This window comes from Stenotrophomonas sp. YJH_SMC_14-1 (assembly GCF_059372275.1).
In genome coordinates, this window is record NZ_JCAFVK010000001.1 from 138,520 (window position 1) to 157,844 (window position 19,325).

General features: G+C 65.1%; 19 protein-coding genes. 3 read left to right on the forward strand and 16 right to left on the reverse strand.

The genetic code is table 11. The annotated features are described in order from the left end of the window. Position 1: 1 nt before the first annotated feature. Positions 2-3,721 carry a phage tail protein gene (locus tag AC5P9P_RS00715; RefSeq protein WP_495232559.1) on the reverse strand — a complete coding sequence of 1,240 codons (3,720 nt, stop codon included), beginning with the start codon at positions 3,719-3,721 and terminating at the stop codon, positions 2-4. A gap of 191 nt (positions 3,722-3,912) precedes the next feature. After that, the gene (locus AC5P9P_RS00720) at positions 3,913-5,343 is read right to left on the reverse strand and encodes a phage major capsid protein (RefSeq protein WP_161770372.1); all 1,431 of its coding nucleotides are present in this window, start codon (positions 5,341-5,343) and stop codon (positions 3,913-3,915) included. Positions 5,344-5,735: 392 nt separating this feature from the next. On the opposite strand from AC5P9P_RS00720, the gene AC5P9P_RS00725 reads away from it, so the two are divergent. Then, positions 5,736-5,939 carry a hypothetical protein gene (locus AC5P9P_RS00725; protein ID WP_256647484.1) on the forward strand — a complete coding sequence of 68 codons (204 nt, stop codon included), beginning with the start codon at positions 5,736-5,738 and terminating at the stop codon, positions 5,937-5,939. A 43-nt stretch (positions 5,940-5,982) separates the two neighbouring features. On the opposite strand, the gene AC5P9P_RS00730 is transcribed toward AC5P9P_RS00725, so the two are convergent. The 4 genes from AC5P9P_RS00730 to AC5P9P_RS00745 all read right to left on the reverse strand — a co-directional run bounded on the left by AC5P9P_RS00730 (position 5,983) and on the right by AC5P9P_RS00745 (position 7,558). Continuing rightward, positions 5,983-6,492, reverse strand: a complete 510-nt coding sequence (locus AC5P9P_RS00730) for a phosphatase PAP2 family protein (protein WP_343368833.1) — start codon at positions 6,490-6,492, stop codon at positions 5,983-5,985. Then, positions 6,489-6,755, reverse strand: a complete 267-nt coding sequence (locus AC5P9P_RS00735) for a hypothetical protein (protein ID WP_188239830.1) — start codon at positions 6,753-6,755, stop codon at positions 6,489-6,491. The genes AC5P9P_RS00730 and AC5P9P_RS00735 overlap by 4 nt, the downstream gene beginning before the upstream one ends. Positions 6,756-6,900: 145 nt before the next feature. Continuing rightward, entirely contained in the window at positions 6,901-7,263 is a 363-nt protein-coding gene (locus tag AC5P9P_RS00740; protein WP_343368835.1) for a hypothetical protein, read from the reverse strand. 100 nt (positions 7,264-7,363) lie between these two features. Further along, positions 7,364-7,558: a helix-turn-helix domain-containing protein gene (locus AC5P9P_RS00745; RefSeq protein WP_049433219.1), complete on the reverse strand. Its 195-nt coding sequence runs from the start codon at positions 7,556-7,558 to the stop codon at positions 7,364-7,366. A gap of 106 nt (positions 7,559-7,664) precedes the next feature. Here AC5P9P_RS00745 and AC5P9P_RS00750 point away from each other — a divergent pair, with 106 nt between their 5' ends. Further along, positions 7,665-8,213, forward strand: coding sequence for a hypothetical protein (locus AC5P9P_RS00750; RefSeq protein WP_049433220.1), 549 nt, complete (start codon positions 7,665-7,667; stop codon positions 8,211-8,213). A 30-nt stretch (positions 8,214-8,243) separates the two neighbouring features. Here AC5P9P_RS00750 and AC5P9P_RS00755 read toward each other — a convergent pair whose 3' ends face one another. After that, a complete protein-coding gene (locus AC5P9P_RS00755; RefSeq protein WP_343368837.1) occupies positions 8,244-9,422 on the reverse strand; it encodes a site-specific integrase in 1,179 nt (392 codons plus the stop codon). Positions 9,423-9,821: 399 nt separating this feature from the next. Between AC5P9P_RS00755 and AC5P9P_RS00760 the strand changes: the two genes are divergently transcribed. After that, complete coding sequence (locus AC5P9P_RS00760; protein WP_049403312.1) at positions 9,822-10,202, forward strand: tautomerase family protein; 381 nt, start codon at positions 9,822-9,824, stop codon at positions 10,200-10,202. 30 nt (positions 10,203-10,232) lie between these two features. On the opposite strand, the gene AC5P9P_RS00765 is transcribed toward AC5P9P_RS00760, so the two are convergent. The 9 genes from AC5P9P_RS00765 to AC5P9P_RS00805 form a co-directional block, all read right to left on the reverse strand. After that, a complete protein-coding gene (locus AC5P9P_RS00765) occupies positions 10,233-11,306 on the reverse strand; it encodes a phage late control D family protein (RefSeq protein WP_049403311.1) in 1,074 nt (357 codons plus the stop codon). Then, a complete protein-coding gene (locus AC5P9P_RS00770) occupies positions 11,297-11,512 on the reverse strand; it encodes a tail protein X (protein WP_005408322.1) in 216 nt (71 codons plus the stop codon). Before AC5P9P_RS00770 ends, AC5P9P_RS00765 begins: the two co-directional genes overlap by 10 nt. Further along, positions 11,496-11,963: a phage tail protein gene (locus tag AC5P9P_RS00775; protein ID WP_005408323.1), complete on the reverse strand. Its 468-nt coding sequence runs from the start codon at positions 11,961-11,963 to the stop codon at positions 11,496-11,498. The genes AC5P9P_RS00770 and AC5P9P_RS00775 overlap by 17 nt, the downstream gene beginning before the upstream one ends. A 2-nt stretch (positions 11,964-11,965) precedes the next feature. Continuing rightward, entirely contained in the window at positions 11,966-14,386 is a 2,421-nt protein-coding gene (locus AC5P9P_RS00780; RefSeq protein ID WP_161771667.1) for a phage tail tape measure protein, read from the reverse strand. A gap of 120 nt (positions 14,387-14,506) precedes the next feature. After that, on the reverse strand, positions 14,507-14,797 hold the full coding sequence (locus AC5P9P_RS00785; protein WP_005412456.1) for a phage tail assembly protein: 291 nt from the start codon (positions 14,795-14,797) through the stop codon (positions 14,507-14,509). Between the two features lie 80 nt (positions 14,798-14,877). Beyond that, entirely contained in the window at positions 14,878-15,381 is a 504-nt protein-coding gene (locus AC5P9P_RS00790; RefSeq protein WP_005412457.1) for a phage major tail tube protein, read from the reverse strand. A gap of 2 nt (positions 15,382-15,383) precedes the next feature. Further along, positions 15,384-16,586, reverse strand: coding sequence for a phage tail sheath C-terminal domain-containing protein (locus tag AC5P9P_RS00795; protein ID WP_033835187.1), 1,203 nt, complete (start codon positions 16,584-16,586; stop codon positions 15,384-15,386). Between the two features lie 106 nt (positions 16,587-16,692). After that, positions 16,693-17,352 (reverse strand): hypothetical protein, encoded by a 660-nt coding sequence (locus tag AC5P9P_RS00800; RefSeq protein WP_288469776.1) that lies wholly within the window; start codon positions 17,350-17,352, stop codon positions 16,693-16,695. Position 17,353: 1 nt separating this feature from the next. Next, positions 17,354-19,321 carry a tail fiber domain-containing protein gene (locus AC5P9P_RS00805; protein WP_288469773.1) on the reverse strand — a complete coding sequence of 656 codons (1,968 nt, stop codon included), beginning with the start codon at positions 19,319-19,321 and terminating at the stop codon, positions 17,354-17,356. Between the last annotated feature and the right edge of the window lie 4 nt (positions 19,322-19,325).

The following is a 19,325-nucleotide window of genomic DNA, read 5'->3' on the forward strand; positions in this document are numbered from 1 at the left end:
GCTATCGCGCGTTGAGGGACAACCTCAGCGCGCTGCTGCTGGCTGTCGCCGCTGTCTTGTTGCTGGCGACCTCGATCCGGTCCAACCGATCCACCACCTGCGCGAGTAGAGCATTGCTCTGCTGCACCGCCGCCGTGGTCGCCGCCTGCGCCTTGTTGTCCACCACCAGGTCGAACACAGCGCGCGCGAAGTTGTCCGGCAGCGCCTCGATGGTGTCGGCCAGCTCGCCCATGCCGACGCCACCCTTGTCCAGGTCGCCCACCTTCATGCCGTCGATCAGGCCCGTCACCTGGCCGTACAGGCTGTTGTAGTCCTGGCCGCTGGCGTAGAGGTTCCGACCGAAGCCCAGCGCCGCCTGTGCGGCCGCCTGCGCCGCGCTGCTGTCGCCGCCCGCTACCGCCCGCTCCAGCTCCTGCATGGTCTTCTGCAACTTCTCCTGATCGGTCAGGGGCGACAGGTCGCTGACAGATAGCCCGTAGCTAATGGCTTTCTTGTCCTTGTCGATCTGCGCTTGCAGCTTGCCCATGTTGGTGGCGCGCAGTGCCTCGATCTTGGCCAGGTCCTCAGCGCGCGCGCCGGACAGTCCCAGCGCCTTGGCGTAGTCGTTGGCCGACTTCACCTGTTGGCGGTAGGTGCGCTCGATGCTCAGTGCCTGCTGCTGGTAGGCGGTCAGGTCGCCAGTGAGCAGCTGCGTCGACACGTCGGCCATCAGGGTGGAGTAGTTGCCCAGCAGGCCCGACACCTTGTTGATCTGCGTGGTCAGGTCCGTACCGGCAACGCCGGCCAGGTCCTGGAAGTAGTCCACGGCCTTGTTCACCTTGTCGATCTCCAGGCCGTTGAGGGCGCGGCCCAGCTCGTCGGCATTGCCAACCGCCAGCTCGATGGATGCTCCCAGCGCCGCGAACACGTCCGCCGAGTCGAAGTAGCCATCCAGCTGCCCACCGAAGCCCGCCGCCCGCACGGCCTCCGTGTAGAGCCGATCCTGCATGCCGGCGAGGTAGGACTCCAGCTGTTGCTGGGCTTCCGCCGAATCCGCCGACAACGACAGTTTGCCCAGGCTTACCTTGACCCCGGCCAGCTGCTTGCTCAGGTCCACACCCAGCTGCTTGGCCAGGTCAGTGGTTGCGCCCCGGATCTGCCGAGCCGCCATGTCGAACGTGCGATCGATGCCCGGATCCAGCGCGCCATACTGGGTCCACTTCTTGTCAGAGCGGAACCAGCCGCCCTTCTGCTTCACGTCAGCGTAGCTCTGGCCGTCCAGTCCACCGAAGCCGTAATCGCCCGTGATGCCCTGACCGGTGATCTTGGGCGCACTGCGCCCGAACGCCTTGCCCATCAGCGAGCTGCCCGAGAAGATCGCCGCCGTCTTTCGGTTCATACCCAGCGCGCGCCCGATCACGTCCAGCGACATGCTGTCGAGCATGACCGGCGTCAGCAGTCCACCGGATGCGAAGTGGCCGCGTTTCAGTAGGTCGAACTTGTCCTGGTTCTCCAGTCCGAATCCTTCCTTGTACGCGCTGCCGGCCATCTGCATACCCATCGCGATCAGCGCCGCATAGGGAGCAAACGCCGCCACGGCGCCGAGCGCAGCGGTAGCCCCTCCTGCGGCACCGGCCCCACTGGCAGCGGCCGTACCACCTCCCGTCAGTGCAGCCACGTTGTTGCCGAAGCCCATCATGGTGTTCGGGCCGAAGCCACCCGCCGCGGCTGCGGCGCCGGGAGTGAACCCGATAGCGCTCTGACCCTTCGATAGCAGGCTGGCGATGTTGGCGGCGTTCTGGCCGCCTGCAGCAGTGCCGTTGCCGGCGAAGACCCCCAGGATGCTGTCGAGGCTCAACCCGTTGCCGCTGCCGAGCCCATTGATGCCGTCCATGATGCGGGTCTGAATCGGGAGCACTAGCTTTTGCTCCAGCAGCTGGCGCGCGATGTCGCGCAGCCCCTGCCGGGCAATGTCCTTCATGTCGTCCCACATGCCCGACCAATCGCGCAGGCCGCCCGCGACGAAGTTGGCCATAGCGTCGGCCGTGTCGCTGACCAGGTAAGTGCCAACGTCGGCCCACTGCTGGAGGCTGGCGGCGTACTTGTCCGCGTCGATGCTGGCCTGTGCCGCAGCGCGCGCCTGCGCCATGAGTGAGGCACTGAGGTCGGCGGTGATGCCCGCGCCGGCCGCGTTCGCCTCGTTGATGGCCTCCTGCATGTCCCGCTGGTTCTGCATTTCACGGCGTGCGCGCTCCCGCGCTGGCCCGATGAGGCGCATCATGTCCAGCTCGCCGCTTATGGTGTCCAGCAGCGCCTGCGGCGCCCGCTTGCGCTTGTCCAGCTCGGCGGTGGTCGCCGCAAGCTGAGCCGCTGATTCCTTCTCCAGCGTGTTGAAGGCAGCGCGCGTGATGTTGCCAGCGGCCAGTTCCTTGTTCAGCTCGGCCAGGCGCTGCTTGTGCTTCTGCTCGGCCTCGGCCAGCGGGCCGGCCATCGTAGCGGCGGCCATGTCCGCCTCAGCCGTGTAGCGGCGCAGCAGCTCGGCCTGGCGGTCGTATTCCGCGTTCCCGGTCTTCGCTGCGCTGCCCTTGCCCCGCGCCTTAGGCGGTTCGTAGGCGTCCGGCGTGGCCGGCAGCAACGCCCATTCGGGCATGCGCTCCGATCCTTCCAGCACAGTGACGCTGGGCCGCTTGGCGGTCTTGGGCTGCATCGCCTTCCAGCCGTTGTCGGCATAGGCAGTGCCTTGTGCGTACTCGTTCTTGAAGCCCTCCCAGCCGCCACCGCCGAACGCGTATTGACCGGTCGCCAGCTTGAACGCTGCGTGGCCTTGCTTCTCCACGCCCACCAGGCCGCCCCGGATACGGTCGAAGAAGTCCACGACGGCGCCGCCGTCCCGCACCGCGTCGGTGACGCCCCGGATGGCACCGGAGAGAGCGTCGGCGGCTTCCTTGGCGAAGTTGCCGTTGACTGCCACCGCGTCGAGCTGGTCGGTGAAGTCCTGCAGGGCAGGCAGGATGCCCGACACCACCTGCACCTTCATGCCTTGCAGAGACAGCTCTGCCCGGTTCGTTACATCACGCATGCCCAGCATTGCCTGGGTCAGCCGCACGTCGATGATGCTGCCTGCGGCCTCCGCCGCGTTGCCCATGCGGTTGAACTCGGCGCTGTTGTTGCGCAGCAGCGGGATCAGCATCGCCGAATCGCTGGCGATGGCCTCCATGTAGCTGGTCAGCTCCGACTGCGAGAGGTTCGCCTTCTCCAGGCTCTTGAAGTACAGGCCCAGGGCGTCGGGGCCAGACAGCTTGCGGAAGCTCTCGACGGTGAGGCCGCTGCCCTTGGCGATGTTGTCGAAGAAGTCTTTCATCTCGCCGCCGCCCGTTTGGGCGTAGTCGCCGATTTTCTCCTGCACGTCCTTGAAGATATCCGCCAGCTTCTCTTGGCTGATACCTACCGTGCGGGCGCCTGCGGCCATGCGCTGGAAGTCCTGCGACGTGGTGCCAGAGAGCTTGCCCAGGCGGTCGTACTCCACTGCCAGCTGCCCAATCTGCTTGGTCCAGGTGAACACGGCCGTGCCAACAGCAGCGGCAGCGGTGCCCAGCGCCGCGCCCGCCACGGTAGCGACGCGAGTCATGGAGGCGTGGATCTGCGTGGCTTTCTGGATGGCCAGCCGCTCGGCCTTGGTCATGCCCGTTTCAAACGACCCCGTCTTCATCAGCAGGTCGACGGTGAGGGTATAGAGGCTCATGGGTATCCCGGCCTGAAATTTGAATTCTGTGGAAGCGCGAAGAAAAGGGGGCGCGCGTGTCGAGGGGGGAGGCCCTTCAAGTTTCGACCTCCCCCCTCCCGTTGCCTGGTCACGACGCTGAGGACGCTGCCCGCGCTGGCGCCGCCCAGGCTGCCGGTGTTGTCAGGGGCACCGCCGGCTGGCCCCGCCCTTTACTCGGTGTCCGTCACGCCTTCGATGACGGTGAACGCCTTGGGGTAGGCCGATGCCACGTCCAGACGGGTGTGGCAGATGAAGCCAACCTCGCCAGTCTCGGCATACAGCTCCTTCAGCAGCTGGATCGACACGGACTCGCGCATGTAGATGGTGAACATCTGGAAACCGCCCACGTAGATGGCGGCCGCGTTGGTGGCGGTGCCCACATCCTCGTTGGTCGGGATCTGGCTGGTGGTGAGGAACTTCCAGTTGCTCAGGGCCTCGGGCCGGCGCAGCGGCTGGCCAGTGGTGTCCACCAGCAGACTCATGGTTTCGTCTTCGCGCGGCGACAGAATGGCCACGTCCGGCACCGGGGCGTTGGCCTCGGTGATAAGGCGACGGGCACGGATGAACTGGCGCCAGTCGGTGATCGGCGCCCCGTTGGTGCCCATCGGCAGCTTGTTGATACCCGGGATGTTGCGCAGGCCGCGAATCTCCGGCTCGGTGCCGCTGCCCATCAGGGATGCGCGGTCGATCTCCTTGGCGAACGCTTGGGCAATGGCCGTGCGGAGCGCAGCGTCCAGGCCGCCCAGCGAATCGGCCAGCAGCTCGCGAGAGATCTTGAAGCGGAACGCCAGGCTGCGCGGGGTGACCTTGACCGCGCGGAACGCCGGCTCGCTCTCAGCCACCTGGCCGTGTTCCTGGCGCCAGGCTGGGGTGGGGATGGTGTCCACTGCCGCGATGCTGAAGGAGCTGGCCGAGGTATCCAGCACGGCCACGTTGGCGCCTGCGCTGAGAACGGACGAGGCGGGCACCAGGGCGTTGAGGATGCCCGGCATCAGCACGGTCGGCACGGTGTAGCCGCCTGCGGTGTTCGTGCCCTCGCTGAGCGCAGCGCGCACGCCGTCGCTGGTGCGCATGTTGGCGACGCCCCGGATGAAGTCCGACAGGCTCACCTGGTCATCGCCATTGTTGAAGCCGCCGCCGTCCGGGCGCATCGCATTCAGGCGCCGCGCGATGGTTGCCTGGTTCTGCAGGTCTGATGCGGTGAGCAGCGTGCCGATCTGGCGGCCTTCGGTGTCGCGCAGGCGCTCGCCCTCGCTCATGATGCCGAGCGCGTTGGCTGCGGTCAGATCCATCTGTTCCTGGTGATCCATGCCCGCGCTGATCAAGCTGATCGCGTTGTTGATGTACTCCAACGCATCCATCACGCCGTCGGTGAGGTTTTCGTCCTTCTCCCTGGCGTGGGTCGTCAGCGCATTGGACGCACGGCGCAAGCTGTTGCGATAGGCCAGTGCTTCAGCGCGCGGCAACTGATCCAGCGGCTTGTCGGTGGTCGGTTCTTCGATGGTGACGCCGAGTTTGCCGAGCTCCGCGCGTGCCGAGAATGCGGCTTTGCGGTTGGCGTGGCGGTCGCGCATCTGCTGGAAATCGTTGTGGTGAGGCATTGGGTGGTCCCTATGTGGGGTCCAGAAACGCACAAGCGCGCCCGGACCATGGTGAAGTGGTCTCAGAGCGCGCTTTGGCGTTGCCTCTGCCGCAGTGTCGGCCCAGTGTCAGGTTTGCCCGTAGGGCAGTCTGTCTTGGACGCGCTCAGTTTATCGCTGTTGTTGCTTGGCGATGCCTGTTTCGTTACGCGGAATTCAGCGCGCGCCGAATTCGATGTGCCTTCTGTCTGCACGCGTCGGTGCAGTAGCGCCGTGGTCGGCCGGTCGCCTGGTCGCGGAGCGGTCCACCACAGACCTCGCACCGAAATTCAAATTCTGCGGAAGCGCGAAGAAAGGGGGGCGCGCGTGTCGGGCTGGCAGGCGCTTCAACTTTCCGTCTCCCCCTATGGTCCATGTCGATCACCGTATGGCTGGTGGTGAACCTGGTGCATGGGGTGCAGCGGGCGCAGGTGGTGCACGACGTGCACGTGGTGCATCCCGTGCAGTACCTGCACCGCGTGCAGCAGGGGCGGGGTGTGCGCAAAACCACACACCCCCTGGTAGTAGTTATCTGTGCACTCACCCTGAGTACGGTTTTGCCCCGAAATCTGGCTTGACCGTACTCGCCCTGAGTACGCTTTCGTTAGGAACCCGTTACGTTTAGGCATGACCGTACTCGCCTTGAGTACGGGGTGTACTCACCTTGAGTACCGTGTTTTTTTGGCGTTCGTCGGCGTATGGCCTCCAGCGCATGTAGGTCTTCTTGGCATCGGCGTCGCCGCCGTCGGTGCCAACATTCGTTAACAGGAACGAGCGCGCGCGCCCGGTGCCTGTCTTCTGATCGAAGCTCCCGGCCTTGGCCTCCTCGATCCAGCCGCGCTCCTCAAGTGCAGCAAACGCCGCTTGCACCTTCGCCTGGCCTACGTTGCCCAAGCGCCGGCGCGCCTCCCGGACACTGAGGAAGACCTCATTGCCGGTGGATGGTCGATACAGCGCGCGTAGCTCGACCAGGAGCGCGCGTGCATCCGGGTTCAAGGTTCGATAGGCGGGACAGTCAAGCTCCCAGGCATAGAGCCGGACGTGCGGAGAGATGGGGACGTAGACACTGCTGCTACGTCCCGTGGCCCGTGCCCGCCGCCTTGCCTGCTTGCGGGCTTCGCGCTCTGTCATCTCAGGTGTGCCCCTGCCAGCAGCTGGCCGACAGAGCGGCTCCACTCGACCCCAGCGCGCGCGGCCCGCGTCATGATCCATTCGCGCACGCGGGCATCAGACGGGTTGCCTCTATGCTGCAGGGCGCAGTCACCGCACAGCACGTAGGGGAGGGAGGCCCAGCCGAACTCCCGCTCCACACGATGGAACGTGCCGAACACCGGTAGCAGCGGCTTGCCGCAGCAGTCGCAGGCGATGGGCTCAACCGCAGGACGGCGGCTCATGGCGCGCGCTCCTGTCGGCGGGGTGGGGCGCGATCGATGGCAGCTGCCAGGCGCTCGGCGAGTGCCTGTAGGCGAGCCTCAGACAGTGCGGAAAGCGGTGGAGTCCGCACGATGCGGTGTGCAGGGAAAGGAATGATGACGGCGTTCACCCGACCCTCCGCAGCGTGTTGGCGTAGGTGACAAGGCCCAGCACCCTCAGCGCAGCGCGCGGGATCAAGGTTCCCTTGTAGATGCCCGACAGCACGTAGACGTACATGCCATCGCTGCCCCGGCTCTGGACGTAGCGGAGATGCTGCTTACCGTTGATTTCCACGGCATACATCGCGTCGTAGCGGAAGTCTGTCACTTTCAGGTCGATCACCAGCACGTCGCCGGGGACATACGTTGGCGCGTGCTCGCGGTCAGTCACGGCGACGGTGGCCCAGCGCGCGGTGTCAGAAAAGTCTGAATGCGCGTCACGGGTTTGCCCGATTGCGGGCAGGGATGGTTGGTGTACGATGGGCGTCATGGTCTCGTTCCTTGCAAGGGTTCGAAGGCTTCTGCGGCTCAGCTGGGTGCGAACCAGCTGGGCCGTTTCTCTTTCTGGGCATCTGGTCATGGCTTGCCCCTTAGGCGGCGGCTTCTTTCTCGCGGGCTTCGATGTACTCGCGCAGCGCGCGGGCTGAGACCATGCGACGCTTCCCGACTTTGAAGGTGCTGAGCTGGCCAGCGGCCATCGCTCGATAGAGGGCGTTTCGGTTGAGGCCGGTTACGGCGCATGCCTCTTCAGTGGTGTAACTGAGGCGTTCGGCTTGGGGCTTCATTTCATCTCCAGGTTGTGCAGGTTTCGCACACTGCGAAACCTGTGGAGACGCTATCACGCACAATTGCCCGTTGCAACAGGTTTTTCAACCTGCGAAACTCGGCGTCATGGCAACCAAGAATGCATCCGTGAAGAAGCGGCCGGGCCGCCCCCGCAAGGCGCCCGAGGAGAAGCTCGAGCAATTCAGTATCCGGCTCCCGCCCAAGCTGAAGTTGGGTCTGGAGTTGCTTGCCCGAGCTCAGCACCGCTCCCTGAGTCAGGCGGTCGAGTGGGCGCTCAATGCCGGCCTCTCCAAGTACCAGCTCAACAACAACAGCTACTACGCATCGCTGTCATCGTTGCTCGATGACGTGTGGGACTTCACGCCGGCCAAGGGCGCTCTCACCATGTTGCTACATGCCCCGGAGCTGATGACCTATCAGGATCGCATCGCGGCAGAGCTGGTTGAATACAGCGTGGAGATGCAGGCGCTGGAGCAGGGCAAAGACTGCGAGATCACCCACGAGGAGCTGTTTGAGATGGTCGAGAAGCACTGGCCCACAATCCTGCAAATGGCTGAGTACGTCATCAGCAACGGGGAATCGCCGCGCGGCATGTCCCTTCTTGCGCAAGACCGTAGAGGGTGGCCGGGCTTTGGAGTGACTGCCAATCCCTGATTTCATGGCAAACCTCAAAATTGAGTTTCGCTACAGGAACTGCACCTGTGCCAGCTTGTCGCGTGCTGCGCCCTGCACCAGGTGGCCGTAGTGCTTCTCGATCATCGCCAGCGACGTGCCGGCCAGCTTTGCCACGGTCAGCAGGTCCATGCCGCCCACGATGGCGTCGGTGATCCAGCAATGGCGCAGCGTGTAGAGCGTCACGCCGGCAGGCAGTCCAGCGCGCGCTGAGGCATCCCGAACAAGCTCGCTCCACTCGCTGGGCGTCCACACCTTCTTTCCGTCCGGGGTGAACAAGTGCGCCTTGGGCAGCTTCCCCTTGGCCAGCCGGTCGAACAGCGCGGTGGCACCGGGCGAAAGCGGTATCTTGCGGTCGTGGTCCTTGCTGCGGAACCTCACGCTGGCGGTGCGGCCATCGTAGTCCGAGCGCAGGCACAGCGACGGGTCGCCCGGCCTGCAGCCCGTCAGAGCCACACACTCGATCAGGTCGCGTACCGGCCCCTCAGCGGCCTCCAGCAGCGCGCGCCGCTGCTCCCGCTCCAGGTACAGCCCCCGGCGCTGTCCGGCGTCCTTGAGTGGCTTCACCGCGTTCCACTCAAACGCGAGATCAGGAGATACCTTGCGGCGGGCCACGGCGTGGTTCAGGGCGGCCACCAGCGTCGTGCGGATGCGGTTGATGCTGGAGCGTGCCAGGGGCTTCGCCACCGGTGGCCGGCCGCGCTTCACTGGCAGCGGCGGGAGGTCGCCCTTCTCCACGCGATCGCGCCAGGCTTCGATGTGATCCTGGTGGAGATCCTTGAGGCGCACCTTTCCCAGCTTGTCGCCGTAGAGGCAGCGTTCAAACCGGCGCTTGGCGTCATCCGATGCGGTCTTGCGCCCATCCTTCTCCAGCGCGGTCACGTAGTCGCGGCAGGCATCGGCCACGGTGAGTTCGCTCTTGGGAGCGATGACCGCCAGCGGTGCGCCGTGCTGGTCTGTCTCGGCGAGCACAGCGCGCGCGCGGGTGCGGGCGGCCTCCACAGTAACGGCAGGCCACTTTCCCAGCGCGCGGGTGCTGGTCCGGCTCCATTGGACGTTCCAGCTCTTCACCCCAGATGGCTGCACCCGGACGTGCAGCTGCGGAACCACGGTGTCCCACAGGCGGTAGGGCGCAGCCTCGGGCTTGGCCGATTCAACGACGCTGGGATTGAGGCGCTTGGATTGCTTCATGGGCTCGTAACTGCACGGTAACAGCAAAACTCAGTGTGCGGCCAAATCCAGCGGGACGCAATGACACGGTAAAACAAGGGCTTCCAGACGGATGCTTTGCGCTGTAAGGGCCTTTGCCATCCTTCACACGGCAAGGGTCACAGGTTCGATCCCTGTACCGCCCACCATGTTGTAGAACGAAAGAAGCCTCCAGAAATGGGGGCTTTTTTGTTGCCTGACCATCAGCGCGGCTTTCCGGCATCGTTGGCAGCGCGACTCACCGGCTCCCTCAACCGCGCGAGGCGCTCGGGGGACGCACTTCACCGATGCGGGCACAGGATTCCATCCATGCGCTGTTGCGTGGTTCACGGCTAGCGTACTCTCGAGGCAGTGCCGTGCCCCCATTCCCTGGACTGCCACATGCCGCTCGCCCGCATCGATCTTCGCAAAGGTAAACCCGCCGACTACCTGCAACGCGTCGGCGAAACCATCTACCAGGCCATGCGTGCGGTCGGCGTGCCGGAGAACGATCGCTTCCAGATCTTCCAAGAACACGAGCCAGGCACGCTCATCTACGACCCCGGATACCTGGGCGTGGACCGGACCGACGATTTCATCTGCATCCAGATCACCTGGAACGAAGGGCGTACGCTGGAGCAGAAGAAGGCGTTGTACGCCGGCATCGCCGATGGACTGCACGCGGCGGTGGGCATCCGCCGCGAGGATGTGTTCATCAATCTTGTTGAAGTAAAAAAGGAGAACTGGTCGTTCGGTAATGGCGTGGCGCAGTACGTGAGTTGATGCGCGGAAAGCACCACGCATGGCGTGAATCTACACCTCGCTGCCGACCTGTTCGCCTTCGCTGGCCGGGGCATTGCTGGCCGCTTTCACTGCGTCGGCGCTGTTGGGTTGTTCGCATTCGATGCGGGTGACATAGCCCTCGCTGCCGATGCTGTGCTCGGCACGCTTGACCAACCACTGGCCATCCACGCCCTCGCGGAACCCCTGCATCACCACGGTGGCTTCGGCCATCAGTGTTTCGCGGCCGGGCAGGGTGTAGCTGAGCGTCCGCGTCTGCCGTGCCTGTTCGCGATGCTTGGCGCGCGCCGCCGCCTCTGCGCTCTCCCGGTCGGCATAGGCCATGCGCAGGCGCATGATCGGTTCACCGCTGCCGACCTTCACTTCCTGGCGCTTGGCACTGCGCACGTCGCGGTAGTACGCAATGGTGGTACCGGCATCTTCGCGTGCGGCAAGGGTTACCCGATAGTCGCTGCCATCGGCCGGGGTGAGGGTGACATCGGGAATGCGCTCGCCGCTGGCGCTGGTGGATTCGCCCCGCTTCACGAACACCAGGCGCCCGGCTCCGGGCTTGGCGATGGCATCGTGCTGTTTGGCCAGGCGCAGCAGCAGGTTCATGTCCGACTCCTGCGACTGCACCGTCAGCGGCAGCACGATGGACGCCAGCGATGCGCTCACCGCTGCGTTCAGCCCATGCTCGCCGGCCATGCGTCGCACCATGTCGCCGATCGTGGTGCCCTTCTTCCAGGTGCGTGTCTTCTGCGTCTGCAGGTCGCTCTTGCCTCCCTTGCTGGTCTCGAACGGTGCCGCCCGGGCGCGCAGCGTCATGCTGCCGGGAAAGCCGGAGATCTCCACCTCGTCGCAGATGTACAGGCCTACGCGCCGCACTTCGCCGTCATAGCCGATGAAGGCCTCCAGTTCCGCGCCAACCGGTGGCAGCTGGATCGGATCGGACGGATCGTGGTCGGCCAGCTGCAGTTCCAGCGTGTCGGACGTGTTGCCGGTCTCGTCGGTGATGCGCAGCGACTTGAAGCGCGCCATGATCTTGTCGGTGATGTCCTGGCTGTTGGCCACCACGCGGAAGGCCGGTGTGATGTTCAATCCCACAGGGCGACTCCCTTGCGCTCGCTGGCCGGGCGCTGCACCTCCGGCAGGGTGATCGCTACGCCGGCAGGCAGTACCGGGCCGCGTGCGGCCAGGCCCGGGTTGGCATCGAACACCGCGCGCAGGATGGCCGGTGACTGCTCGCCATAATGCGCGTACGCGATACGATCTACGACGTCGCCGTCGCGGGTGCTATACGTTCGTGCCATTGCTGTGCTTCCGCAGTGAAAGGGTGAATTCCTGTTTCAGGATCGCGCTGTCGGCGGTGAACTCGCTGGCGGTGGCATCGATCTTCTCGATGACCCACAGGCCCAGGTTGCCGCCTTTGCCGGTCAGCAGTCGATGAGGCGTGCCCTGCGCGGCCAGTTTGCGCAGCTGTGAGAGCTCATTGCCGGCGCCGCGGAACTGGTAGTAGATGACGCCCGGCAGGGTCATGCTGGCTGAGCCCGGTCCGGTGTACTGCAGGGCCGCCATCTGGCCGATGCGGTCCTGCGCCTGCCAGCGATACTCGTTGGATTGCTGGATCTCCCGGAAGACCGCGGTATTGAGGCTGAACTTGAAGCCGCCCAGCATCAGCAGGACCGGGGCGTTGCCGGAGTCATTGGCTTTGAACTGCGACAGCAGCTTGTCCACAGTGCCGGTTACGAATTCGCGTTTCATGCTCAGTTCCTGTCTGCCAGGCCACCACGGGCGGCAACCGCGTTGCGACGCTGCAGCTCGTCGGCCGTGCGGCGCGCCACCGCTTCGCTGGATTCGCCTGGCTGCTGGTGGATGGTGATGTGGTTGGTCTGCTGCTGCTGCACGGTGGTGGCGCTGCGCGGGGTGGGCGAAGGCATCTCCGGTGCGGCACGCCCGGCCGGCGTACCAAAGGCATTCGGCATGCGTGGCTGCACGCTGGCGCTGTGCATGCTGGCGGGCGCCAGCATCACCGGAGGCAGCTGTATGCCGCCGTTTGCGCGTATCGCGCCGTAGGCATCAGCCGCGGTGTTCACACCAAGCGCGATCTTGTCCTTGGCGGTGCCCAGCACGCCCCCGACCTTGTCCATGATGGTGCCCACCACCTCCATGAAGGGGACGATCTTGGCCATCATCGTGTCGATCACGCTGCTGACCTTCGCTGAAACCCAGTCCCAGGCGCTGCCGAAGGTGACGACGATGAATCCAGCCACCGTGCCGATGACCTCACCGATCATCCTGAAGACCTCGGCGACGAAGCCAGCGACCTGGATGACGGCGCGGAAGTTGAACATCAGCGCTTCGCCCACGAGCTTGCCGATCTCGCCCACGCGGGAGAGTTCGTTTCCGGTGTACTGCGCCGGGGCCAGCATCCGCGACAGCCAGTCCCAGGCCTGTCCCAGCAGGGCACTCACGGCCTCCCAGGCCGGACGCACCGGCGCAACGGCATTCATCAGCTCTCCCATCGCGGAGGTGCCCGCGCTGCTGAGACCTTCCCATACACCGCCCAGGAAGGCCTTGATCGGCTCCCAGTACTTGCGGACAAGCAGGGCACCGGCAGTGAGCGCGGCCACAGCTACCGCGATAGGGCCGCCACCAATGGCGCCCACTGCGGTGGCGACGACGCGGAACACCGAGGCGATACGCATGGCCATCGGCCCGAAGCGCCCCAGCTGTGCCAGCAGGCTGCCGCCACGGAACAGCTGGAAGGCCTTCTGCACGCCCAGGATCGGGCCCTGCAGGAAAGTCCAGGCGTAGCGAGCGCCGAGCACCGCCGTGCGCATGCCCAGCATGCCGACCACGATCTGCGTGGTGTTGGCGATCAGCTTCGGGTTTTCATGCACGAACGAGGTAACCCCGTTCAACAGCTCGGTCAGCTTGACCGCGGCCTCGCCCACCGCGGGCAGCAGTGCCGCACCGAAGGCCTTGGACAGGTTATCCACGGCGATCTTGGCACCTTCGATCTTCTGCGGATCGGTCTGCATCGCATCGGCATAGGCCGCATCGGTGGTACCCGCCGATCCATTCAAGGCCTTGTCGCGGACACGGATGTAGGTATCCCAGTTCTCGATCATCGGCTGGACGAAGTTCTTCGCCTGTGCATCGCTGAACAGGGTGCCGATCTTCTTCTGGTCGCCCGCGGTCGCCTGGATGATTCCCTGCATCGCAGCGTCGAAGGGATTGCCGCCGCTGGTCTGTGCATCGCCGATGATCTTGTGCAGATCCAGGTTCAGGCTCTTCTTGGCCTTCTCCTGAATGTCCGGCGAGAGCACCTCGGACATGAAGCTCTTCATGTTGCTGGCGGCCTTGTCGGCGCCACCTGCCGAGTCCAGCGTGGCTTCCAGTGCCGCACCCAGCGTAGCCGCCGCCGATGTGCCCTGCAGCTTCATCGCCTCGAACGAGGAACCCAGCACCGGCAGCACCTGGGCCATGTCCTTCAGGCCCAGGCTGCCCTGCTGGCTGTTCACCACCAGCACGTCCAGCGCGTTTTGCATGCGCGAGGGATCGATATCGAACGACTGCTGCAGGGCGGCCGCAGCTTGGGCCACATCATCGATGCTGGCACCGGTGACGGTGGTGGTCCGTCCAACGGCGCCGAGGCTGGCCTGCGCGGACTGTGCGTCCATGCCGGCCGCTACCATCAGCTTGATCGACCGCTGCAGATCGTCGGCGCCCTGGTTGGTTGCACGCGATTGCTGCAGGATCGCTTGGCCTAGCGCACTCACCTGCGCGCGGCTGAGGTTGGCTGCCACGCCGATCTGCTGGTTCTGGCGGGCGAAGCCGGAGGCGTTCTCGACCGGCTTGGCCAGTGCGGTGACGGCGGTGCCGAGTGTGCCGCGCGCTGCCTTGAACGAGGCGCCGAGTTTCTCGCGCTTCTCCAGGTTGGCGGTGCGCTTGGCTTCGACACGCTCCAGCGCTTCCTGAGAGGCGCGCAGCGCATCGGCCTGCGCGCGCATGCGGGTGTATGCGGTGCCCGACTTCTTCATCGCGGCGAGCTTGAGCTCCAGCTTGCCGGCTTCATCGCCGAGGCGCTTCACGCCATCATTGGCGAAGGACAATGCGTCCTTCAGCGACTTGGACACCTCACCGCCGATCGTGATCGTTGTCGTTTGAACGTTACTGGCCATGTACCGGCAATCCCTGAATCCACCAGATGAACTTCGACACCCGCAGTGTCATGATTTCGCGCAGGCCCCAGCCGGTATGACCGGCCAGAGCAAGCACTCCCTGCCTGATCTGTGGCAGGGTCAGGTGGTAAAAAGCGCGACGCCTGCCTGCAGCCGGGCGTAGTCGCGCAACGGCATCTTGCGCACGTCGTCCGGCGAGATCTCGCACAGGTTGGCGATCATCCGCACCTCACGCTGGGCGTCGCTGCCCTTGTCGTCCTGGTAGCGCTCCATGTCTTCCACGGTCGGCTCGCGCATGCGCAGCACGGCGGTTTCCATGCCATTGACCTGGCGCGGACGGGTGAGGGTGATCTCGGCAAAGCCATCGCGCTCGATGACGGTGTCGGTGGGGGTCTTGGTCTTGCTGGACATGGATGCGTTCCTGGAATGCGATGCGGTGCGATGGATGCGGGGGCGCGAGGCGCCCCCGGGTTCTTCGGTGCGGCGTGGGCTCAGATGCCCAGCGCGCCGCGGATGCCGGCCAGGACGTCGACGCCACCCTGGCGGGCGATCATGTTGACCACGTCGATCTCCTGCACGACCTGGGCACCATGGGTCAGCTTGTAGTAGCTCAGCGCCAGGCTGACCTTGATCGTGCCCTTCTCGCCGACCTTGGTTTCGCCACGGTCCAGCAGCTTCACCTTGCCGCGCATGTTGTGCACGACCTGGGTCACTTCGCCGTCGTCGCCTTCCAGCGCCTCGCGGGCGGTGAAGCCGTATTCCTTGCTTTCGATGACGTGGAACTTGCTCATGATCTCCGCGTCGTCGGAGGCGAACTCCACATCGGCGGTCAGCTTTTCATGGCCGAGCACGATCTCGGTCGGGGCCAGCATGCCGCCGGCCTGGAAGTCCTCGGTCTTCAGCGACAGCTTGGGGGCGGTGAAGGACATCACGCTGCCGGCATAACCCTTGCCGTCGACGTAGAAGTTGAAGTTTTTACGGATCTTGCGCGCCATGCTTAGAAGATCTCCGAGACGTAGTTGTTGTTCATGTGCATGCGGAAGGTCAGCTGCTCACCCGGGTAGGTCGGAGTGAAGTCGAAGTCCCAGTAGAAGCGGCCCTGGGCCACGCTGTCCGCTGCGTTCAGTTCCGGGTCGATCCAGCAGTTGCCGCCGAGGATCGCGCCCTGGGTCTTCAGGCCGCGCAGGAAGGCATTGACGCCCTCGCGCACGTCATCGACGTAGGTCTTGCTGATGCCGCGGTCGACGGCCCACAGGTGGGCGGCCTCCAGACTGTCGGCGATGATGTCGGCGGTGCGTACCACGCACAGGAACTGCCACTTCGGATCGATGCTGGTGGTGCGGTTGCCCCACAGGCGGAAGCCCCCTTCGCGGATGACCGTGGCCACGTTGGCCTGGTTCAGCAGGTTGGCGCGGCTGGTGGCATCGGACAGGCCGAAGTCGATCGCACGCGCGGTACCGACCACGCCGTTGAGTTCCAGGTTCGACGGCGACGCCCACCAGCCGCGCTCGTTGTCGCTGCGGGCGATGGCACCGGCCACGGCACCGGAGGCATGGCGGGTGACGATGGCATCACCGGACTGCACCAGCAGCGCGGGGTCGACCACGTAGACGCGCTTGGAGCCGGTCAGGGCGGCGGTGGACTTGGCGGCGTCGTCGTTGCTGTTCGGGCCATCCTTGATGATCACCGCGCGCAGCTTCTCGGCGATGCCGAGCAGTTCCGCTACGACCGGGTTGGCCAGCACGGCCTCCGGCTTGGCCGGATCGGCCGGGTGCACATGGGTAAAGCCGGGTGCGACCAGGATGCGCGGCTTGACGCCGACGATGGACTTGGCGGCCAGCAGCGCATGCACGCCTTCGTAGGCGCCGGTCTGGGCGTTCACGCCGCCCAGCACGTTGGCCAAGGTGGCGCTTTCATTCGCGCCCTTCTCGACGCGGACGACGACGACGACGGCACTGGACTGGTCGAAGATCGTGTCGAGCGCACCGGGCAGGGTGCCGGCATCGGTGCCGGTGGTCGCCGACAGCTTGGCGGCCTGCGACGGCGAGGTCACCAGTACGGGCGTGTTGACGGGGAACGCTTCGGTGTCGGCCAGCGGTGCGGTGCCGACGATGCCGATCACGCTGCTGGAGGCGATGGCAATCGATCGGGCACCGGTATCGATGTTGACGACCTGTACGCCATGGAGAAATTCGGTCATTCGGGGTTCTTCCTCGGTGTGGGTGTGTGCCGGCTTGTGCAGGCGACGGGGTAATGTTCGGAGAATGTGGCGGTCGCGATAATTGCAGCGGTGGCCCGCTGACCGATCAGACCCAGCCGGAGGCGCTGACGCTTGCGCTGAACGTGGAAACCTGGCCGATACCTCCGGCACGGCGCAGCGCGACGGAAATGCTGATGCTGTCCGATTCGTAACTGGCGGACCTGGCGGGGACACTGATCGACACGCCTGCCGACGGTGCCGCCGACGCCGGCACAAACGAGGGAGCACTCGTGCTGAAGGAGGCTTTAGCGGGCGAGGAGCCGGTGATCTGCACTTCGTACTCGGAAACGCTTGCACCTGCCGGAAGCCACTGGCCCGACGCTGCTACTGAGCTGCCTCCATTGCCGCCACCGGCGACGCCTGTGCGGATGGCATAGGTGCCGTCGGCATAGATCAGAATCGAGACGGTAGCCGACACGGAGCCGGTGGAGTTGGTCTTGGCGCCATTGCTTGCCGAGTAGCCCTTGCCATGGAACGGCAGCCTGTAGGTGGCGCTGCCCCGGGCCGCCCACAGGTTGGACACGTCCATGCCGTTGATGCGATGGCCTACGTCGGCACGCTTGCTGCCGTACTGGATGTGGGCATAGCGGCGGCTCAGGTCGCCGCCGCCGATACGGCGGCCCGAATCCTGCGCCAGTGGACCTTCAACGTACGGATCGAACAGGTCGTCAAAGTCGACACCGGAAGAGCGATATCCGCTGGGCATGTCAGCGCTCCGCTTTCAGTGCGCGCACTTCGGCGGCCAGTTCCTGGATGGCCTTGGCCATGACCGGCAGCAGCTGGTCGAGCTTGACCGATGCCACGCGCTCACCCTGGAACTCGACGCCTTCCAGGTCGACCGCTTCCGGCACCAGTTCGGCCAGCTGCTCGGCGACGAAGAACAGGCGACGGCGTCCGTCGTCGTTGTACTCGGGCTTGTAGTGGCCGGCTGCCAGTTCCATCTGTTCGACAGCTGCCAGGCCATAGGGAAGTGCGCCTTCGATGTTTTTCAGCTTGCGTGAAGAGCCAGTATCGAAGCCGCCGGCCGTCCAGAGAGCCCCCGCGGCATTCAGTTGCAGTCGATCCACTTGCGCAGTGGACGACCAGATCCGGAACACGTTGTCCGTGTTGTAGATGTGGAACTCTTGATTCGCGTTCCCACGGTCCTTGATGATGAATGCGGCATTGCCACCTGCGGAAGTGACGCCGCCGACGAATGTGTTCTCCCGGTACTGGACATTGCTGAAGCTCGCGCGCTGCGTCGGAGTTCCTCCATTGAAGTCGTAGGAGTAAAGCGAAAGTGTGGCGTCGCTCTCCATGGCTGTCGCCCATCGGGTCACGTTGTTGCCCCAGCCGAACCGTTGGTGCACGACCTGGGTGCTGCCTTGACCCACATACATGTTCAGCGTGCCGTTCATGATGTCGCCGGCTTTGTTGATCTTCCCGCCGGGATCGAAGTTGCCGCTAGTCCAGATGTTCCCGCCTGCGCTGAGCGTTGCGCTATAGGCACCCTCCACATTGCGGAAGGTGAAGGAGGAACCTGACTTGAAAATGTAGCTGTCACCGGTGCCGAAGTAGATGACACCATCGGTCAGCGTGCTGCCCCAGCCGGACAGGCGCAGCGAGTTGTTGGAGATGGAAACCGCGCCGGTGAACGTCCCGCCACTCTTGTCCATCTTCGCTTCAGGCGCGAAGTTCCCGGCATGCCACATCGGCGAGCCGTTCCAGCGCGGGCCATCACCATGCTTGATGGTTATCTCGCTGCTGGCGCTGCGGTCCGCGCTCCATACGCGCCACAGGCTGGAATTTCCCCAGCCGCCAATGAAGGACTGTTCGGCGCCGGCGGCACCGAAGCCCAGCAGCGGATACGTGCCGCTGATGAACTGCTGGTCGGTGAACGTGTTGCCGCCCCTGGACGCCTTGCCATCCAGTGCCGACTGCAGCCCGGTCACATCGGCAATCACATGCTTGTGGCCCACGGTGGCGAAGTCACCGGCCAGGGCGAACTCGGAGGCGTGCTTGCCATCCAGTGTGTCGGCGTCCAGGCCGTTGCCATGCCCGGTGTCCTTCAGTGCGGCGCTCCTCAGTTCCAGCGCAGTGCGCGCCGCCGCGGTGTTCGCCGCAGACAGCAGTGTCTTCGCCAGCGCGGTCGGGGCGCTGGCGCCGAAGCGCTTGTCGGTGTAAGCGCGCACGCCACGCGGGGTCACTGCGCGCTGGGTGTCGGTCGCATCTTCGGCTTCGGTGCTGGTGGCCAGCTTGACCACGCCGACGACCTCGGTGGTGGCCGGTGGATAGAGGAAGCCGGCATCGCCGAACTGGATCTGCGTCGTGTCGATCCCGCTGAAGCGTGTGTCGGTGGCCAGCAGCAGCATCGATGCGGCCGACTTCTCCATGATCGGATCGGCCTGGCCGTAGCTGGCAAACAGGGTGCCGTCGGCCAGGTACAGGCCGAAACCGCGCAGCGTGTAGGAGGTGGCGCTGTCATCGCGGATGGTGACGTGCACGGTGTCATCGCCCACGGCCTGGCCGCCGAAGGTGGCGACGCGCTTGATCTCGCCGGGCAGTGCGGTGAGCCCCGCCGACGGCACGAAGGCAGTCGAGGTCAGGCCGATCTGGGTGATCAGGACGGCGTTGGTGCCGGTGTTCGGCGGATTGACCAGCTTGGCGAAGCCGGCATCGGTGATTTTCAGGCGCATGCGG

Bases quoted from the DNA above. Each gene is read 5' to 3' on its own strand.
- AC5P9P_RS00750 (WP_049433220.1), top strand. From the start codon at position 7,665: ATGGCAACCAAGAATGCATCCGTGAAGAAGCGGCCGGGCCGCCCCCGC.
- AC5P9P_RS00770 (WP_005408322.1), bottom strand. From the start codon at position 11,512: ATGGCACGAACGTATAGCACCCGCGACGGCGACGTCGTAGATCGTATC.
- AC5P9P_RS00775 (WP_005408323.1), bottom strand. From the start codon at position 11,963: ATGAAACGCGAATTCGTAACCGGCACTGTGGACAAGCTGCTGTCGCAG.
- AC5P9P_RS00760 (WP_049403312.1), top strand. From the start codon at position 9,822: ATGCCGCTCGCCCGCATCGATCTTCGCAAAGGTAAACCCGCCGACTAC.
- AC5P9P_RS00755 (WP_343368837.1), bottom strand. From the start codon at position 9,422: ATGAAGCAATCCAAGCGCCTCAATCCCAGCGTCGTTGAATCGGCCAAG.
- AC5P9P_RS00805 (WP_288469773.1), bottom strand. From the start codon at position 19,321: ATGCGCCTGAAAATCACCGATGCCGGCTTCGCCAAGCTGGTCAATCCG.
- AC5P9P_RS00715 (WP_495232559.1), bottom strand. From the start codon at position 3,721: ATGAGCCTCTATACCCTCACCGTCGACCTGCTGATGAAGACGGGGTCG.
- AC5P9P_RS00800 (WP_288469776.1), bottom strand. From the start codon at position 17,352: ATGCCCAGCGGATATCGCTCTTCCGGTGTCGACTTTGACGACCTGTTC.
- AC5P9P_RS00725 (WP_256647484.1), top strand. From the start codon at position 5,736: ATGTCGATCACCGTATGGCTGGTGGTGAACCTGGTGCATGGGGTGCAG.
- AC5P9P_RS00790 (WP_005412457.1), bottom strand. From the start codon at position 15,381: ATGGCGCGCAAGATCCGTAAAAACTTCAACTTCTACGTCGACGGCAAG.
- AC5P9P_RS00780 (WP_161771667.1), bottom strand. From the start codon at position 14,386: ATGGCCAGTAACGTTCAAACGACAACGATCACGATCGGCGGTGAGGTG.
- AC5P9P_RS00730 (WP_343368833.1), bottom strand. From the start codon at position 6,492: ATGACAGAGCGCGAAGCCCGCAAGCAGGCAAGGCGGCGGGCACGGGCC.
- AC5P9P_RS00785 (WP_005412456.1), bottom strand. From the start codon at position 14,797: ATGTCCAGCAAGACCAAGACCCCCACCGACACCGTCATCGAGCGCGAT.
- AC5P9P_RS00735 (WP_188239830.1), bottom strand. From the start codon at position 6,755: ATGAGCCGCCGTCCTGCGGTTGAGCCCATCGCCTGCGACTGCTGCGGC.
- AC5P9P_RS00740 (WP_343368835.1), bottom strand. From the start codon at position 7,263: ATGACGCCCATCGTACACCAACCATCCCTGCCCGCAATCGGGCAAACC.
- AC5P9P_RS00795 (WP_033835187.1), bottom strand. From the start codon at position 16,586: ATGACCGAATTTCTCCATGGCGTACAGGTCGTCAACATCGATACCGGT.
- AC5P9P_RS00720 (WP_161770372.1), bottom strand. From the start codon at position 5,343: ATGCCTCACCACAACGATTTCCAGCAGATGCGCGACCGCCACGCCAAC.
- AC5P9P_RS00745 (WP_049433219.1), bottom strand. From the start codon at position 7,558: ATGAAGCCCCAAGCCGAACGCCTCAGTTACACCACTGAAGAGGCATGC.